General features: G+C 57.9%; 13 protein-coding genes and 4 tRNA genes. 3 read left to right on the plus strand and 14 right to left on the minus strand.

Annotated features, from left to right (window positions below; all coding sequences use genetic code 11):
- Window positions 1-29: 29 nt before the first annotated feature.
- On the minus strand, window positions 30-944 hold the full coding sequence (locus HMPREF7545_RS05190; RefSeq protein ID WP_006694642.1) for a flagellar motor protein MotB: 915 nt from the start codon (window positions 942-944) through the stop codon (window positions 30-32).
- Between the two features lies 1 nt (window position 945).
- Window positions 946-1,722 carry a flagellar motor stator protein MotA gene (gene motA / locus HMPREF7545_RS05195; protein WP_006695799.1) on the minus strand — a complete coding sequence of 259 codons (777 nt, stop codon included), beginning with the start codon at window positions 1,720-1,722 and terminating at the stop codon, window positions 946-948.
- Between the two features lie 244 nt (window positions 1,723-1,966).
- Between motA and HMPREF7545_RS05200 the strand changes: the two genes are divergently transcribed.
- Complete coding sequence (locus HMPREF7545_RS05200; RefSeq protein ID WP_006694645.1) at window positions 1,967-2,863, plus strand: LysR family transcriptional regulator; 897 nt, start codon at window positions 1,967-1,969, stop codon at window positions 2,861-2,863.
- Between the two features lie 58 nt (window positions 2,864-2,921).
- Here HMPREF7545_RS05200 and HMPREF7545_RS05205 read toward each other — a convergent pair whose 3' ends face one another.
- The gene (locus tag HMPREF7545_RS05205; RefSeq protein WP_006694646.1) at window positions 2,922-4,265 is read right to left on the minus strand and encodes an anaerobic C4-dicarboxylate transporter; all 1,344 of its coding nucleotides are present in this window, start codon (window positions 4,263-4,265) and stop codon (window positions 2,922-2,924) included.
- A gap of 183 nt (window positions 4,266-4,448) precedes the next feature.
- The gene (locus HMPREF7545_RS05210; RefSeq protein WP_006694647.1) at window positions 4,449-6,491 is read right to left on the minus strand and encodes a flagellar hook-basal body complex protein; all 2,043 of its coding nucleotides are present in this window, start codon (window positions 6,489-6,491) and stop codon (window positions 4,449-4,451) included.
- Here HMPREF7545_RS05210 and HMPREF7545_RS10150 point away from each other — a divergent pair.
- Window positions 6,478-6,618 carry a hypothetical protein gene (locus HMPREF7545_RS10150; RefSeq protein ID WP_155812207.1) on the plus strand — a complete coding sequence of 47 codons (141 nt, stop codon included), beginning with the start codon at window positions 6,478-6,480 and terminating at the stop codon, window positions 6,616-6,618. The genes HMPREF7545_RS05210 and HMPREF7545_RS10150 overlap by 14 nt on opposite strands.
- Before the next feature lie 47 nt (window positions 6,619-6,665).
- On the opposite strand, the gene HMPREF7545_RS05215 is transcribed toward HMPREF7545_RS10150, so the two are convergent.
- The 7 genes from HMPREF7545_RS05215 to HMPREF7545_RS05245 form a co-directional block, all read right to left on the minus strand.
- Entirely contained in the window at window positions 6,666-7,043 is a 378-nt protein-coding gene (locus tag HMPREF7545_RS05215; RefSeq protein ID WP_006694649.1) for a TIGR02530 family flagellar biosynthesis protein, read from the minus strand.
- Between the two features lie 89 nt (window positions 7,044-7,132).
- Window positions 7,133-7,933, minus strand: coding sequence for a class I SAM-dependent methyltransferase (locus tag HMPREF7545_RS05220; protein WP_006694650.1), 801 nt, complete (start codon window positions 7,931-7,933; stop codon window positions 7,133-7,135).
- A complete protein-coding gene (mutL, locus tag HMPREF7545_RS05225) occupies window positions 7,933-9,795 on the minus strand; it encodes a DNA mismatch repair endonuclease MutL (RefSeq protein WP_006694651.1) in 1,863 nt (620 codons plus the stop codon). The genes HMPREF7545_RS05220 and mutL overlap by 1 nt, the downstream gene beginning before the upstream one ends.
- Window positions 9,792-12,392: a DNA mismatch repair protein MutS gene (gene mutS, locus HMPREF7545_RS05230; protein WP_006694652.1), complete on the minus strand. Its 2,601-nt coding sequence runs from the start codon at window positions 12,390-12,392 to the stop codon at window positions 9,792-9,794. The genes mutL and mutS overlap by 4 nt, the downstream gene beginning before the upstream one ends.
- Before the next feature lie 166 nt (window positions 12,393-12,558).
- Window positions 12,559-13,872: a tRNA (N6-isopentenyl adenosine(37)-C2)-methylthiotransferase MiaB gene (gene miaB / locus HMPREF7545_RS05235; protein WP_006695805.1), complete on the minus strand. Its 1,314-nt coding sequence runs from the start codon at window positions 13,870-13,872 to the stop codon at window positions 12,559-12,561.
- 77 nt (window positions 13,873-13,949) lie between these two features.
- Window positions 13,950-14,023: transfer RNA gene (locus HMPREF7545_RS05240), tRNA-Cys, on the minus strand.
- Window positions 14,024-14,029: 6 nt separating this feature from the next.
- Window positions 14,030-14,104 (minus strand) — tRNA-Gly (locus tag HMPREF7545_RS05245).
- A gap of 179 nt (window positions 14,105-14,283) precedes the next feature.
- On the opposite strand from HMPREF7545_RS05245, the gene brnQ reads away from it, so the two are divergent.
- Window positions 14,284-15,642, plus strand: a complete 1,359-nt coding sequence (gene brnQ, locus HMPREF7545_RS05250) for a branched-chain amino acid transport system II carrier protein (RefSeq protein WP_211204988.1) — start codon at window positions 14,284-14,286, stop codon at window positions 15,640-15,642.
- Between the two features lie 53 nt (window positions 15,643-15,695).
- Here brnQ and HMPREF7545_RS05255 read toward each other — a convergent pair whose 3' ends face one another.
- The 3 genes from HMPREF7545_RS05255 to HMPREF7545_RS05265 form a co-directional block, all read right to left on the minus strand.
- Window positions 15,696-16,307: a DedA family protein gene (locus HMPREF7545_RS05255; protein WP_006694655.1), complete on the minus strand. Its 612-nt coding sequence runs from the start codon at window positions 16,305-16,307 to the stop codon at window positions 15,696-15,698.
- Between the two features lie 89 nt (window positions 16,308-16,396).
- A tRNA-Phe gene (locus tag HMPREF7545_RS05260) sits at window positions 16,397-16,472 on the minus strand.
- A 10-nt stretch (window positions 16,473-16,482) separates the two neighbouring features.
- Window positions 16,483-16,559: transfer RNA gene (locus HMPREF7545_RS05265), tRNA-Asp, on the minus strand.

Genomic DNA, 16,559 nt, shown 5'->3' on the forward strand with positions numbered 1-16,559 from the left:
GCAATAGTCCCTTTCATCTTCTCTGCTCCTCAATGCTGCAAAGGTTCCGGCACAATGCCCGGTGACCCTTGTATGGGACGCGCAGATGTCCCTGCTGCCGTTCCTCCTGGCAGTCCTGTTGAGGCCGGCATCATCGTCGACGGCGCACTCTCACTTACCGTCGCCTGCCCGTTGGAGGTACCGCTGCTCGTCGTATCTCCGGAGTATCGCATGCTGCGCGCGATAAAGACCTCAACGCGGCGATTCTGGGCGCGGCCCTCATCCGTATCGTTCGATGCGATCGGACGGTACTCGCTGTACCCGAGCGCACTGAAGCGAGCCGGGTTCAACGTCGGCTGCGCGGTCATCAGGCCGCGCATAAGGCTCACTGCACGCGCCGAACTCAGCTCCCAGTTCGAGGGGAACTGCGCCGTCGAGATCGGCACATTATCCGTATGCCCGGAGATCGTCACACGCTCCGGCAGTGATGAGAGGAGCGCCGCAATGACGGGAACGATCTGCTCTGCCTGGCCCTGCAGCTGCGCTGAGCCGGAAGCAAAGAGCGCTCTCTCCTTCAGACGGATCATCAAGCCTTCTTCGCTCAGCTCCGTACTCACCTGATCTTGAAGGTCGTGTTCCTTGATATACTGCTCCAGCTTTTCTTTTGCTTCACTCAGATCTGCATTTTCCTTGAGGTAGGCGCCGGTACCGTTGTCTACGCCGCTGATGGATGCATCCGACTGTGAGTTGGACGGCCCCATTCCGGAGAAGAACGACGGCCCGCCCATGTTGAATGCCGCAGTAAACGCCTCGGCCAGCTGCTGCATCTTTGACGCGTCCGTCTGCGACATTGCAAACAGCGCGATGAACAGCGCCAGCAGCAGCGTCATCAGATCGGAATAGGGCAGGAGCCAAGCTTCGTTAAGCTCTTCCTCATGGGGCTTCCCATGCTTTTTGCGCGCCATGTCAGCCCTCTCCCTTCAGCGCCTCACGCTCCGTCTGGGGGATGAAGACCATAAGTTTTGCCTCGATCGCCGTAGGAGAATCTCCCGCTTGGAGCGAGAGGATTCCCTCGATGATCATGCGCTTCTGACTGACTTCCTGCTCCGACATGATCTTAAGCTTATTCGCGAACGGATGCCAGAGAACGTATCCCGTAAAGATACCAAGAATCGTCGCAACGAACGCCGCAGCGATCGAATGTCCCAGCTTGTCAATATCATTCAGGTTGCCGAGCGCTGCAATCAGGCCGACAACCGCGCCCAGAACGCCGAGCGTCGGCGCATAGGTGCCTGCCTGCGTGAACATCGAACGCCCCTCTGCGTGGCGCTCCTGCATGATCGCGAGCTCGGCATCCAGGACATCCCCCACAAAATCCGGGTCCATACCATCAATGACCATGCCGAGACCCGTGCGGAAAAACGGGTCCTGGATCTCCTGTGCCTTGCTCTCGAGGGCGAGGATTCCCTCGCGCCGCGCAATCTGGGACAGCTCAATGAACTGCTGGACGAGCTGTCCTTTTTCCTGCAGCTGGGGAACCTTGCACGTCTTCTTGATAAGGTTGAAAAAATTTCCCAGCTGCTCCATGCGGAAACCGATGAACAGACATGAAAATGTACCGCCAATGATGATGAGGAACGCTGCCGGGTTATTGAGCGCCGAGAGCGGTGCCCCCTTCAAGATCATACCAACAAAGACCGAGATTAGTCCCATAATAATCCCGATGACCGTTGATTTTTCCAAAGCAAAAGCCCCCCAATCCTTTTCTCTCAATCAATGAACGTATCACTTATCTGATCCGTCAGATATTCGTCCATGTCTTTTATATTATTCCATAAATCGCCGAAAAATCCTACCTATTTTTTAAAAAAACTCCAAAAAAGTAAGGAAATTTTTTTCAATAAATTTGCATTATCCTATCATGTATTCATTCAAAATATGATATAATAGAAAGCACATAAAAAAGATTTATTAGGAGGATGGTCTTATGGAACTACGGCAGTTGGAGTATTTCCAGATGGCGAGCCGACTCAAAAACATTACGCGCGCCGCCGAACGTCTCCGCGTCTCCCAGCCCAATATCACCGTCGCGATCAAAAAGTTGGAGGGTGAACTCGGGATCCAGCTCTTTGACCGCAGCCAAAAGCAGCTCTCGCTCACGCCCGAGGGTGCAGTCTTTCTCGGCCGCGTCGAGGTAGCCCTGCGCAATATACAGGACGCCGTACTCGAGGTCAACGACTACAAGCAGCTGCAGAAAGGCACGATCAAGATCGGCATTCCGCCCATGATGGGGGCCTATCTCTTCCCGAAGATCTTTTCGAGCTTCCAGCGCCGCTACTCACATCTTGACGTCTATCTCCACGAGGAGGGATCTGTCGCCATCCGCGAGCAGCTGGAACGCGACGAGCTGGATTTCGGCATCATCATCGTTCCGGACTCCTCGCCGAACCTCCAGCTGCTCCCGATGGTACGCAGCCAAGTTGTCTGCTGCGTACCCGAGGGCAGCGATCTTGCCGGCCGCAAGGCAATCACGCTGCAGGATATCGAGAACCAGAACCTCATCATGCTCAAGGAAGGCTCCTTCCTGCGGCAGACCATGCTGCAAAAGATGAAAGCCGCAGGCGTCACGCCGAATATCGTGCTCGAGTCCAATCAGGTCGTCACCATCATGGGACTTGTGGAAAGCGGCGTCGGCAACGCCTTCCTCCTCGATATGATTGTGCGTGATGTACAGGGCATCCGTGCACTGCCGCTTGCCAGTCCGATCTACGTGGACATCGGGCTCGCATGGAAGCGCGACCGCTACATCTCGCGCGCCGCACAGTCCTTCATCGACTTCAGCAAGGACATCCTCAGCCACAACGGTGAGATGCCGATCCTGTGAAATAACAAGAACGCCGCCTGCAGAGATCTCTGCAGACGGCGTTCTTGTTATAAAGGCATCAGAAGAGCAGATGCGCGACCACGTAGCCGACACAGCAGCCGGAGATGACGCCGATCAGGCCCGGGATCATGAACGAGTGGTTCAGAATGTACTTGCCGATGCGCGTCGTACCAGAACGGTCAAATCCGATGCACGCAAGATCGGACGGATAGGTCGGCAGGAAAAAATAGCCGTAGCACGCCGAGATAAAGGACAGGATGAGAATCGGGTCCATGCCCACGTTGAGCGCCATCGGAACAACGATCGCGATCGCGGCACCCTGCGAGTTCACAAGCTTCGACGTAAAGAAAGTAAGGATGGCATATGCCCATGGATAGGACTGCACGGCAGAGCCGAGGAACCCCTTGAGGAACCCCATATGATTTGCGAAATACGTGTCTGCCATCCACGCGACGCCATAGACCGAGACGAGCGCAACGACACCCGAACGAAACACCTGCGAGTTCCCCACATCCTTCGCCTTGACCTTGCAGGAGAGGAGAATGCTTGCGCCCACGAGCAGCATAACCATCTGGATAACGATGACCATCGAGATCGCCTTGGGCGCAGCATCCGGCTTCGGCGGGAATTTCGGCAGGAGCTCGGGGAAATTGCCCAAAACTGCGATGGCAATGATGCCAATGAAGAAAATATACATGGCGAGATAGTATTCCTTCGGCAGTTCCTTGTCGAGCAGCGTTTCTGAATCGCCGTAGACATACGCCTTATTCTCCGGATCACGGATAAACTCTTGGAAGCGCTCATCCTGTTCGAGATCCTTGCCGCGGCGATAGCTCCAAAGCGCCGCAAAGAGGACGCCGAGACCTGTCGCGGGAATCGAGACCGAAAGCACTTGGAACACCGAGAACTCATGACCCGAAGCCGAGAGGAACGCGACCATCGAGACGACCGCAACCGAGACCGGCGAGGCGCAGATGCCCATCTGCGATGCGACGGATGAGACCGCCATCGGACGCTCGGGACGGATGCCCTGCTTAATGGCAATATCATAGATGATCGGGAACATCGTGTAGACCACGTGGCCCGTTCCGCAGAGCACCGTCAGGAACCATGTCGTAAGCGGCGCGAGGATCGTGACGTGCTTCGGATTGTTGCGCAGGAATTTCTCCGCATACTTCAGCATAACGGTGAGTCCGCCCGAAGTTTGAAGGAAACCCGCACAGGTGACCACCGCGAGGATGATCAGCATGACATCGATCGGCGGCTTGCCCGGCTGATAGCCAAAGACAAAGGTGTAGATCACCAGGCCAAATCCGCTGATGACCGCAAGTCCAAGTCCGCCGTGCCGTACGCCGACGACCAGACAGACAAGAAGGACAATAAAGCCCAACAGCATTTCCATAGATATAATTCCTCCATTCTACACAGGGCTTTCGGCCCTGCACAAGGATAATGCAGCGTAGCTATTATACATCAATTCTTAATTATTGGTAAAGCATAAAATATATAAATATTAGTTATGGGTTTGGTTTTCCATAGAAAAAGGCTGCCCCACCGGGCAGCCTTTTGCGTTTTACAGATAGAATCAGCGCTTCATGTTGATCAGCGTCTCAAGCATCTCGTCGGAGACCGTGATGATCTTCGAGTTCGACTGGAAGCCGCGCTGCGTGATGATCATGTCGGAGAACTGATCGGCGATGTCGACGTTCGACATCTCGAGCGCAGAGGTTGTCAGCTCCGTCCCGATGTCGGAGGCGCCGCTGATCGTGCGCGTACCGGAGTTGTTCGACTCCTGATAGAGATTGCCGCCCATCTTCGTGAGACCCGACGGGTTGTTGAACTGAGCCATCGCGATCTGGGCTTCCTTCTGACGAACGCCGTTCGTATACGTGCCCGTAATAACGCCCGAGCTGTCGATGTCAACACTTGCGAGCGTACCTGCCGCGTTGCCGTCCGAGTCTGCAGCAATCGTCGACGTGCCGGCATACTGCGTGATCGCCCCGAGATTCAGGCTGACCTGCTGCGGTGCGGCGCCATTGGTATACGTGAGATTCAGAGATGCCGTGCCGCCCGTATAGGCGCCCGTAGAATCAAACGTGAGATCCGTCTTTGTGAGTGCGACGGTCGTCGTCGTTCCGTCCGCCTCGGTAATGGTATAAGTATCGCCGCCGGTCCCGAGCGAGAGCACCCACTTATTGTTCTCCCCCTTCGTAAAGACCACAGGCACAGAATGCTTTGCCCCGAGCGAATCATACACGGCGATCGTCGTCGCGACCGAGGGGTAGAACGTATCATTCTGTGCGTAGGTTTTGCCGACCAGACCGTCGATGGACGTGCCGCTTTTCGTATTCAGCAGTACGCTCGAAACGGTCTTTCCAGCGTGCTGATAGGTAGACTCACGCGTGATTGACTTGATCGTTCCATCCGTAGCGCTGCCTGTATGTGTATAGGGTGTTGCGGCGTTCGTAACAGAAACAGGGGTAGCACCCACAGTCGCACTGTTTCCATCCGCCGTTGTCACTGTCGAACCAGTATTGCCGACTACTTTGGTGATTTTTAGCTGCCCCGTATAGGTATCATTAACCGAATAGGTGAAGCTGTTCGGTTTCGGAACTTTTATTGTAACGGCAGTTCCTGGAGTAATATTGTTGTCCGTCCCCAATGTCAACACAACATCGGAAGGCGGCGAGCTGACAACGTTCGTAATCTTTCCGCTGATGTTAAATACATCCCCAAACGCATAGGTTCCGCTTGTCAGAGCCGTCGCACCCGTACGGTTGATGACTGTTGTCGCCGAACCATTGATCTCCTTTGGACTGGAGGGATTATTCGCGTCCATCGCGAGATCCAAATCCACAGTACCGCCCACCTTGGCAGTAATGTTAGAAACCGTAGAGCTATAGAGTGCTCCTGTCGGTGCACTGCCAACCGTCTGCGCAGGCGCGGCGGAACCAAGATAGATCTTCCTGCCGTTGTCCATCGTCAGGACGAGTTTTCCAGTCTCCGTTGCTGAGTAGGAAGTGGTCGTTCCCGAGGTGCCGTCTGCATATTTCACGAGGACATTTGCCACTTCATAGCCCGGCGTGCTCGCGTTGAGGTTCTTTGTATAGGATGCCGATACCGTGGAGGTCGCCTCCATCGACTTGCCCGCAGGGATCCGGATCTTCGTTGTGTTGTCCCCGCCGACCGCGAGAACGCCGTTGTTCGCCATATAGCCCTGCACATAGAGGCCCGTGCTTGGGATCGTGAGGTTGCCCTCGGCATCGAACGAGAAGGCGCCGTTGCGCGTGTAGAACTGCTGCTCACCGCGCTTGACGACGAAAAGGCCGTCGCCGCGCGAGATTGCAATATCCGTGTTCTTGCCCGTCTGCTGAACGGAACCGTTCGTATAGATCAGGTCCGTGCTCGCCACCGACATGCCGAGACCGACCTGCTTCGGGTTCACGCCGCCGATATTGCCGTTCGGCGAGGCTGCTCCCGAGAGGTTCTGCGAAATCATATCCGCAAACGTGACGCGGCTCGCCTTGAAGCCCGTCGTGTTGACGTTCGCAATGTTGTTGCCGATAACATCCATGCGGGTCTGATGGCCTTTGAGGCCGGAAACACCCGAGAACATGGAACGCATCATAATGAATCTCTCCTTTGCCGTTTCTGACAGTGCAAAGGAAGAGCCATATCCTGTCACGGCAGATGCGTTCCCGCAGGAACTCCATGCATCGCCGTATGATGGAAACGCCGCAGCGTCTCCGTGCTGACCGCGCCAGTCGCGCGCGGTCAAAAGCCTCCCGTAGGTCCAGCTTTCTCAGATAATGGCTGCACTGTCAATGTTCGTAAAAATACTGTCCGCCGCAGTCACGTCGTCAAGCGCCGTGATCACGGTGCGGTTCGTCACAGAGACGACCATCGCCGTACTGTCCTTCATGTAGATCAGAGCTTCCCTTGCGCCCTTCTCCCGCATGCGGTCGATCGTACTGCCGAGCTTTTCCAGCTCCGTATTCGTGAGCGTCACGCCGCGCCGCTGCAGCCGCTCCTCTGCGTGCTGCGAGAAGCGAACGCGCTCCCGTGCGCCCTCCAGTACCTGTGCAAACGACGCGCCGCTGCTGTCCATCGATCTTCGTCCATGGCCGGTTCCCCTGCTTCCCTGCCCGACCAGCGCTATCGAATCGTCTGCAATTCTCATCGCATCACCTCCTTATTCTATTTTAGAATAAAACATTCCACCGAGTATATCGGTGGAATGAAAGATAAACTTAAACAGAAATAAAAATATTAAATTTTTATCACGCCGTAGGCAATGCGGCTGTACTTCCCGCCCATGATCTCAAAGAATCCGAGCCGCGCAAATTCTCCGCTCTCCCGCCGTTCCTTCATCACGACACGCTGACGCGCGACCCGCCGCGCCTCGGCGACGGTCTCGTCCGTGAGCGCGCGCATATCGGCAAGCGAACGCAGTGCGTTCATGCCTGCACTCTCATGCAGAGGACGGCGAAACATCGGATCAAAGTACACGGCGTCATAGCTGCCCTCCGGCTGCACGCGCAGGTAATCGAGGGCATCCGTACAGTGGACTGTGATGCGGCGCATGGCCGCGTGCATCTCGTAGTTATCCCCGGTCGCGCGGGCAAGGCCGCCGCCGATCACCGCTGCAATAAGAGGATTGGACTCGAGCGCCGTCACCGTTCCCGTCGCCCCGACCGCAAAACTCTCGACGATCGCATCCGCTCCTGTGCCGAGTGTGCAGTCAAGTACACGCATCCCCTCCGCAAGGGCAAGCGCCGCGGCGAGATGATCGCCGTGCCCGCGGAGAAGGTTCTTGATGCGCAGATGCGCCATGCCCGGATGAAAGAAGAGTTCCCCCTCTGCCGTCACGAGTGTTAGGAGCCCGCGCCTCGCAACGAGGACAGCATCCGCACCGTACTGCGTGCGCAGCTCCTCGAGCGAGGCATTCCCGCGCGGGACGTTCGGGATGCCCAGCATCTCCGCCGTCCGTGCTGCAAGCACGCGGTTCGCCTCCGTATAGCGCTGTCCGCGCCGCACGGTAGTGACGATGGCATTCACGCGGTCCGCCATCAGAGATTGAACCCCGTGCGCTTGAACATCTTGGCGAGATCGTGCGTATCGAATTTGAGGATGGTCGGGCGTCCGTGCGGGCAGGTGAACGGGAACGGCGTCGCACGAAGTTCATCCAGCAGGATCTCCATCTGCCGAATGCTCAGCTCCTCTCCCGCCTTGATTGCCGCGCGGCATGCCATCGTTGCAATCCCTGCCTGCCGGAGATGCGCGGGAGTTGCCGCATGCAGATCACCGAGCGAGATGAGGATCTCTCGGATCGTCGCCTCCGCCTCATCGAGAGGAATATCGGCGGGTGCCTCTGTCAATCGGTATTCCCGTTCGCCTGCAGGTTCGAGATGGAAGCCCAGGCGATCGAACAGCTCCGCATTTTCTTCAATATACTGTGCCTCATGCGCATCGAACGAGAGGATCGCATGCACGAGCATCTGTTGGGACGGGATTCCATCGGCATGCGCAGAGAAACGATCAAAGAGAATGCGCTCGTGCGCCGCATGCTGGTCGATAATGTAGAGCGTCTGCGCGCTCTGGGCAATGATATAGGTGAGGTCAACCTGACCGATCGGCAGGAGGCTGCCCTCGATCGTCCTGTCCGCGTCCTGCCCGACGGACGGAGACAGCGCGGCGGCAAAAGCAGATCGTTCCTCAGCGCGCTCCGTACCGACCGCATCCTGCGCCGTCCGCAGATCGACGCGCTGCCCCGCCCACTGCACCGCCTCGTGCACAGTCTGCGGACGCATGGGCGGCGTGGAGTAAGATGATGCAGAACTCCCCGCGGGATGCGCGGGCGCTGCGAGGTTGAGCGGAGCAGCCTCATAGTGGAATTTGGGGCGCTCCACTGCCGCAGCAATCGCCGCCGTCTCGCCCGCAGCGCCGCGGATCGCATCGAGCACGCTCTTATAGACCGCCTTGAAGATGCGCCCCTCGTCCTCGAATTTCAACTCCGTCTTCTGCGGGTGCACGTTCACATCGATCGTCCGCTGCGGCACCTCAATGCAGAGAACCGCAAGCGGGAAGCCCATCTTCGGCACGAGCGCACGGTAGACGTTGTCGATCGCCTTGGCAATGGCGCGGTTCTGGATTGTGCGCCCGTTGACGATGTAGGTCTGCCATGCGCGGCTGCTCCGTATCATCGACGGCTTTGAGATATAGCCGGTGATGCGGATGTCCGCCTCCGCGTCATGGAAGTCCAGCGGGATCAGCGCCGCCGCCGCGTCGCCGCCGTAGATGCTCTCAATCGCATGGCGCAGGCTGCCGTCGCCCGCCGTCATAAGCGTCAGACGGTTGTTGTTGATGAAGCGGAAAGCAATATCCGGGCGCGAGAGGGCGAGGCGAATGACAAAATCGCTGATCCTGCCTGCCTCAGTTGCGTTTGTCTTGAGAAATTTCTTGCGCGCGGGCGTGTTGAAGAAGAGGTCCTCCACGCGTACAGTGGTGCCGATCTCGCAGCCGGCATCCTCGATCTCGGGTGTCTTGCCGCCGAGAATGTCCACACGCGTACCGAGATCGTCCGCCGGCTGCCGCGTGAGGAGGGAAAAGCGCGAGACGGATGCGATCGTCGGCAGAGCCTCACCGCGAAAGCCGAGCGTTGCGACCATCTGCAGATCGGAAACGGAAGCGATCTTGCTCGTCGCATGGCGCAGGATCGCCGTCTGGGCATCCGCACGCGCCATGCCGTGACCATTGTCGGTCACACGGATGAAACTTGTGCCTCCGCCCATAATCTCCACCTCGACGGCCGCCGCACCTGCGTCGATCGCATTCTCGACGAGCTCCTTGACCACGGACGCGGGACGCTCGACGACCTCGCCCGCCGCGATCTTATTGATGGTTGTATCGTCCAGCACATGAATCCGCGTCATGCCTCTCCTGCCTCCTTTCGTGCCTGCTCCTGCAGACGATAGAGAGTATTCAGCGCCTCGAGCGGCGTCATTGTCATGATATCAAGCGCACGCAGCTCGTCCAGTGTCCCGTCGGCAAAGAGGGATGCCATCCCCTCCGTTTGCTCCGGTTCCTGCCGCGCTGCAGTCTCCTCCTCCGCCGCAGCTGTCGCGGCTGCTTTTTGCTCGAGCGCGTGCAGGATCTCCTCTGCACGCTCCGTCACCCGCGGCGGCAGTCCCGCGAGGCGCGCGACGTGAATGCCGTAAGACTTATCCGCGGCTCCCGGAATGATGCGCCGCAGGAACGCGACCCTCTTCCCCTTTTCACGGACGGCAATGCAGTAGTTGCGGATGCGCTCGCCGGCCATCTCTGTCAGCTCATGGTAATGCGTTGCAAAGAGCGTCTTGGCGTGGATGCGCGTATCGATGAACTCCACGACTGCGCGCGCGATGCTCATGCCGTCAAACGTACTCGTCCCGCGCCCGATCTCGTCGAGGATAACGAGGCTGTCGCGCGTCGCCTCGCGCAGGATCTGCGCGACCTCGTTCATCTCCACCATGAATGTGCTCTGTCCGCTTACGAGATCGTCGCTTGCGCCGATGCGCGTAAAGATGCGGTCCACAGGCGCGATCTGTGCTGACCGCGCGGGGACGAAGCTGCCGACCTGTGCCATCAGCGTAAGGAGGGCAACCTGGCGCATGTAGGTAGATTTGCCCGCCATATTCGGTCCTGTGATGAGCATGGTCTCCGCACCGCCGTGACTGAGATGCGTGTCGTTCGGCACGAAGATCTCGCGCTGCAGGATGCGCTCGACGAGAGGGTGCCGCCCGTCCCGAATGATGATCTCACCGTCCGCCGCCGTACAGATTTTCGGGCGCACATAGCGGTATGCCGCCGCAGCCTCGGCGAGGCTCTGCAGCGCATCGACCCGCGCAATCACGCGCGCAACATTCTGGATGGGGACGAGCTGCTCTCTTACCCGCTCACGCAGCTCCGTGAAGAGGTGGTACTCGAGTGCGGTGATCTTCTCCTGCGCGCCGAGGATCTTCGCCTCGAAGGCCTTGAGCTCCTCCGTGATGAAGCGCTCCGTATTCGCGAGCGTCTGCTTGCGGATATAGTCCGCAGGCACCTGATCCCGGCCGCTGTGGCGCACCTCGATATAGTAGCCGAACACCTTGTTGTAGCCGATCTTGAGGGTCTTGATGCCCGTACGCTCGCGCTCGCGCTCCTCCATCTCCTGCAGCAGGGCTTTGCTGTCATGCGAGAAGCGATGCAGATCATCGAGCGCCGCATCGTATCCTTCCCGGATAATGCCGCCCTCGCGTACGGAGATCCCCGGCTCGTCCACAATCGCACGCTCCAGCACATCGCGCAGCTCATCAAAAGTCAGGATCGCCCCGGCAAAATGCGTAAGCAGGCGGCTCTCCGCCGTACCCAACGCCGTACGCACCATGGGAAGCGCGGCAAGAGAAACGCGCAGAGCGACGAGATCGCGCGCATTTGCCGCCAAAGTTTCGATGCGGGTCAAAAGGCGCTCGAAATCGTAGATCGAGCGCAGAGCCTCCCGCAGGCCGCTTCGCAGCGATGGTTTCTCCGCCAGCTCCGCGACCGCATCCAGGCGCGCGTCGATGCGGTGCGGTACGAGCAGCGGATGCTCCAGCCAGGACTTCAGGAGGCGTGTGCCCATCGGCGTACGCGTAAAGTCCAGCACATCAAAAAGGGTATTTTTCTTGCTGCCGTCGCGCAGGCTGCGGGTAATCTCGAGATTGCGCAGCGTGTAGGTATCCAGCTGCATCGTACCTGCCGCATCGAGGAACGCGAGGCGGTTGATCTGCGAGAGATCCGCCATCACCGTATCGTGCAGGTAGCGCAAAAGCGCAGCGATCGCCGTCTGCGCTCCCCCGTCTGCGGGAATCTCCTCCGCCGGGAAATGCTGTGCGAGCAGCTCCGTATCCGCCGTCGCCTCCACGGACGAAATGGCACAGTGCGGCAGGCGCTGCGCGGCGAACTCGCGCACATCGTCTGCAAGAGAGAATCCCCAGGTCATGAGCAGCTCCGCCGTCATACGGCGATAGAGCTCGTCGAAAATCTGCTGTGCGGCATTTTCCCCTGCATAGGCGGCATAGAACGCCTCGCCCGTCGAGATGTCCGCACCTGCCAGAACGAATTTCCTGGGCGCACTCTCGTGAAGGAGCGCGATGTAAATATTGGATGCGTCCCGCAGTACCTCGTCCGAAAGCGTCGTGCCCGGGGTGATGACCTTGACCACCTCGCGATGCGTCAGTCCCTTTGCCTTCGGGTCGCCGATCTGTTCGGCAATCGCGACTTTGAACCCCTTGGCAACGAGGCGCGCGATATAGCTGTCTGCTGCATGGTAGGGCACGCCGCACATAGGACTCTTGTCGAGGTCGCCGCTGCGGCTCGTGAGGGTCAGTCCGAGCTCCTTGGCAGCAATCTTTGCATCCTCGAAGAACATCTCGTAGAAGTCCCCGAGGCGAAAGAAGAGCAGTTCGCCGGGATGCGCCTGCTTCGCGCTCAGATATTGCTGCATCATCGGCGTGACGTTCTGCGCATCCATAACGAACCTCCTAGATTAAGTAATTGTTGATAAAGTAAGATGACAGCGTGCGTTTCGCCCCCGACGGGTTTCTTTCGTCCAAGCGAAGCGCGTTCAGGTATTTAGGTGAATAAACACGCGGCCACTTGTGTAACGAGGCACTCGCGCGGACTCACATCGTGATAAACTACGAAACAACTTCCCCTTTGAGCAGCCACGTCTGCGGCTGGTTGATTTTCACCCGCACGAAGTCGCCCTCACGTTCTGCGCCATGCGGAAAGAGCACAATCTTGTTCGTGCGCGTGCGCCCGCTCCAGACGCGCGGATCATTCTTGCTCGCTCCCTCGACCATGATCTCGAGCTCCGCACCCATGAGCCGCTCGTTGATCGCGCGGCTGATCGCGTTCTGCTCTTCCATCAGTCGGTTCAGGCGCGCATGCTTTACATCGTCCGCCACTTGGTTCGCCATCGTTGCAGCGGGCGTCCCCGAGCGCTTCGAGTAGAGGAAGGTATATGCCGAGTCATAGCGCATCTCGCGCAGGAACGCGAGCATCTGAGCAAAATCCTCCTCCGTCTCGCCGGGAAATCCCACAATGAGATCGGTCGTCAGGCTCGCCTCCGGCAGCGCCTCGCGCACACGCAGCGCACGCTCGCGATATTTTTCCACCGTATAGCCGCGGTTCATTGCCTTCAGGAGGCGGCTGCTGCCGTACTGCACGGGGAGATGGATATGCTCGCAGATATGCGCGCCGCTCTTGATCGTATCGATGAGCTTGTCGCTGATATCCTTCGGGTGCGAGGTCATGAAGCGCACGCGGCGAATGCCCTCCACCTCATCCACCATGCGCAGAAGATCGGCAAAATCCGCTTCCTTATGATCTTTGCCGTAGGAGTTCACATTCTGTCCAAGGAGCGTCACCTCGCGATAGCCTTCCGCTACCGCGCGGCGCACCTCTGCAACGACCTCCTCCGGCGCGCGGCTGCGCTCGCGTCCGCGCACATAGGGCACGATGCAGTACGTACAGTAGTTGTTGCAGCCGTACATGATCGGCACCCATGCCGAGAACTTTCCGCCGCGCGCAACGGGCAGATCCTCCGCGATCTCACTGTCCGAAAGCGCCACGTCCACCACAGGCGAGTGTTCCGCGCGGATCTCGGCGATGATGCGCGTCAGTTCCTGCACCTTGCCCGTACCGAGGACAAAGTCAATGTGCGGCGCGCGGCGCATGAGGTTGTCCCCCTCCTTCTGCGCCATGCAGCCTGCGATGCCGAAGATCAGCTTCGGATTTTTCTCCTTGATCTTCTTGACTTCGCCGATCTTCCCGTAGACCTTATCCTCCGCTGTCTCGCGCACACAGCAGGTGTTGATGAGGATGATGTCGGCATTCGCCGTCTCCTCCGTGCGCGCGTAGCCCGCCGCCTGCAGCTGCCCCTCCATGCGCTCGGCGTCGGCGATGTTCATCTGGCAGCCGTAGACAAGAATCTTGTACCGTCCCTGCATGCGTTTCCTTTCCCGTTGCATTCATACACAGATAGTAAAAAAGTCTGGAAGAAATCCTTCCAGACCGCATTTCATATTGGAGGCGACACCCAGAATCGAACTGGGGATAAAGGTTTTGCAGACCTCGGCCTTACCACTTGGCTATGTCGCCGAAAGATGGAGCGGAAAACGAGGCTCGAACTCGCGACCCCCACCTTGGCAAGGTGGTGCTCTACCACTGAGCTACTTCCGCATGTGATCTTCCTGCACCGCAAATATGCGATACCTTGATATTATATCTGCAACACCTGGTCATGTCAACCCTAAAATCCGGGGAGGCAGCATGAATCATTTTCCTGCACAAAAGTTTGACACGAGGCGCTGATTCTGCAATAATGCAGGTTGAACTTTTTGAAATATTTGTATAGGACCGTGGAGGGACTCACTATCAATTCGTTGAAAAAAAAGGATCTGCTGACGCTCGGCTTCATGATGTTCTCCATCTACTTCGGGGCGGGCAATCTCATCTTCCCGCCCGCGCTCGGGCAGGCTGCCGGAGATCACACGCTGCATGCAATGCTGGGCTTTATGACGACAGGTATCGGGCTGCCGCTGCTCGGCATCACGGCGATCGCGCTCGCGGGCGGCGAATATGTGCCGCTCCTGCACGCAAAGACGTGGCCGCGCTTTGCGACGGTGCTGCTCGTCATCCTCTACCTCATCATCGGGCCGCTCTTTGCCATGCCGCGCACCGGTGCCGTCTCGTTTGAGATCGGCATACGCCCCTTTCTCAGCGCAGATAATCTTGCGCTCGGACAGATTATCTATACGGCAGTCTTCTTTGCTTCATCATACTATCTCGCGCTGAATCCGAACAAGATCATCGACCGCGTGGGCCGGATGCTGACACCTGCACTCCTCATCGTCCTGCTCATTCTCTTTGTGCAGGCGTTCCATGCGCCGCTCGGAGCCATCCTGCCTGCAACGGGCGCCTACATCGACGCGCCGTTTGCGCAGGGCTTCCAGGACGGCTACCAGACGATGGATCTGCTGGCATCAATTGCGATCGGCGCGCTTGTTGCCAATGCCGTGCGCATGCGCGGGATCACGGACAGTCGGGCAGTCGGCGCCGCGTGTCTTGTCTCCGGTCTCATCACGGTCATGCTGATGGCTGCGGTTTACGGCTCTCTTGCCTACATCGGGGCAACGAGTACATCCATACTCGGTCAGGCGGAGAACGGCGGTCAGATTCTCTCGGCTGCGGTCGGCATCTTCTTCGGCTCTGCAGGGAATCTTCTGCTCGCGGTCATCATCGGGCTCGCATGTCTGACGACCTGCTGCGGCATCACCTCGAGCGCCGCGATGTTCTTCAATAAATTGCTCAAAGGGCGCATCTCCTATGAGCGCCTGCTCCTCTTTTCGATCCTATTCAGCTTCGCGGCATCGAATGTCGGACTCACACAGATCATTGCGCTCGCTATCCCGTTCCTCGTCACAATCTATCCGCTGATTATCGTGTTCGTCATCCTCTCGCTCTTCGACCGCTTCATCGGATGGCGAAAGAGCATCTATCAGGGCGCAATGGCGCTCACGCTCGTATTCTCATTCATCGACGGCCTGCATGCAGCGGGCCTGAGCAGTGAACCGGTCCATGCGCTGCTTGTCGCATACATTCCCTTCTATAATATTATGATGGGATGGGTATGCCCCGCCGTCATCGGCGCGCTCGTCGGCCTTATCATCTCGTTTTTTCAGACGGTTCCAAGGGCGGCGGAAGAATCCCATGTCTAGGACGGTAAAAAGCGGCTGCTGCACGAATTTTTCATGCAGCAGCCGCTTTTTCATCAACGCAGATGTCTCTTTTTTTTCTTCCTCCACTGAAGGTAGAAGTAAGCGATCACAAGGACGGAGCAAATAACGAAGACGATGCTCGCCTCGTGTCCGTACTCCATGAGATCGGTCCAGTTCTCGCCGAGCATCATTCCGGCGCAGAGGATTGCCGCAGTCCACGGGAGGGAGCCTGCGATCGTGTAGACGAAAAATCGCTTCGTATCAACGCGGGCAAACCCCGCTGGGAGCGAGATAAACGTACGAATGACGGGCAGCATGCGGCTGAAGAATACCACCTTGAGTCCATAACGGTCGAACCAGTCCTGCGCCGTATCGACATGAGACTTCTTAATGAGGAAGTATTTCCCGTATTTCTCCACGAACGGGCGTCCGCCGCGCGCGCCGACCTCATAGGAAAACACCGATCCGAGAAGGCCGCCGACCATCCCGGCCGCAAGCGCTCCCTCGAACGACATGTGTCCGGCAAAGATGAGATAGCCCGCAAATCCGAGGATGAGCTCGCTCGGGATGGGGATGCAGGCGTTCTCCGCTGCCATGAGGACGGCGACAGCAAAATAGCCCCAGGAGGCAATGAACGAGAGAAATATCTGAGAGAAATATTCCACGGCAGGTTCTCCTTTAGATCCTCCAAATGAGTGAATGTCCTACAAAAAAATCCCCAGTGCACATCTGTACTGGAGATTCAAATCCACGGTGGTGCCTCAGAGCGGAATCGAACCACTGACACGGGGATTTTCAGTCCCCTGCTCTACCAACTGAGCTACCGAGGCAAGAGGAAAATGGCGACCCGGATGGGACTTGAACCCACGACCTCCGCCGTGACAGGGCGGCATTCTAACCAACTAAACTACCGGGCC

The organism is Centipeda noxia ATCC 43541 (assembly GCF_000160555.1).
Lineage (GTDB): Bacteria > Bacillota > Negativicutes > Selenomonadales > Selenomonadaceae > Centipeda > Centipeda noxia.

Coding starts and splice junctions, on each gene's coding strand:
- HMPREF7545_RS05190 (WP_006694642.1), bottom strand. CDS start 944: ATGGCGCGCAAAAAGCATGGGAAGCCCCATGAGGAAGAGCTTAACGAA.
- HMPREF7545_RS05200 (WP_006694645.1), top strand. CDS start 1,967: ATGGAACTACGGCAGTTGGAGTATTTCCAGATGGCGAGCCGACTCAAA.
- HMPREF7545_RS05205 (WP_006694646.1), bottom strand. CDS start 4,265: ATGGAAATGCTGTTGGGCTTTATTGTCCTTCTTGTCTGTCTGGTCGTC.
- HMPREF7545_RS10150 (WP_155812207.1), top strand. CDS start 6,478: ATGGAACGCATCATAATGAATCTCTCCTTTGCCGTTTCTGACAGTGCA.
- HMPREF7545_RS05210 (WP_006694647.1), bottom strand. CDS start 6,491: ATGATGCGTTCCATGTTCTCGGGTGTTTCCGGCCTCAAAGGCCATCAG.
- HMPREF7545_RS05215 (WP_006694649.1), bottom strand. CDS start 7,043: ATGAGAATTGCAGACGATTCGATAGCGCTGGTCGGGCAGGGAAGCAGG.
- HMPREF7545_RS05220 (WP_006694650.1), bottom strand. CDS start 7,933: ATGGCGGACCGCGTGAATGCCATCGTCACTACCGTGCGGCGCGGACAG.
- mutL (WP_006694651.1), bottom strand. CDS start 9,795: ATGACGCGGATTCATGTGCTGGACGATACAACCATCAATAAGATCGCG.
- mutS (WP_006694652.1), bottom strand. CDS start 12,392: ATGGATGCGCAGAACGTCACGCCGATGATGCAGCAATATCTGAGCGCG.
- miaB (WP_006695805.1), bottom strand. CDS start 13,872: ATGCAGGGACGGTACAAGATTCTTGTCTACGGCTGCCAGATGAACATC.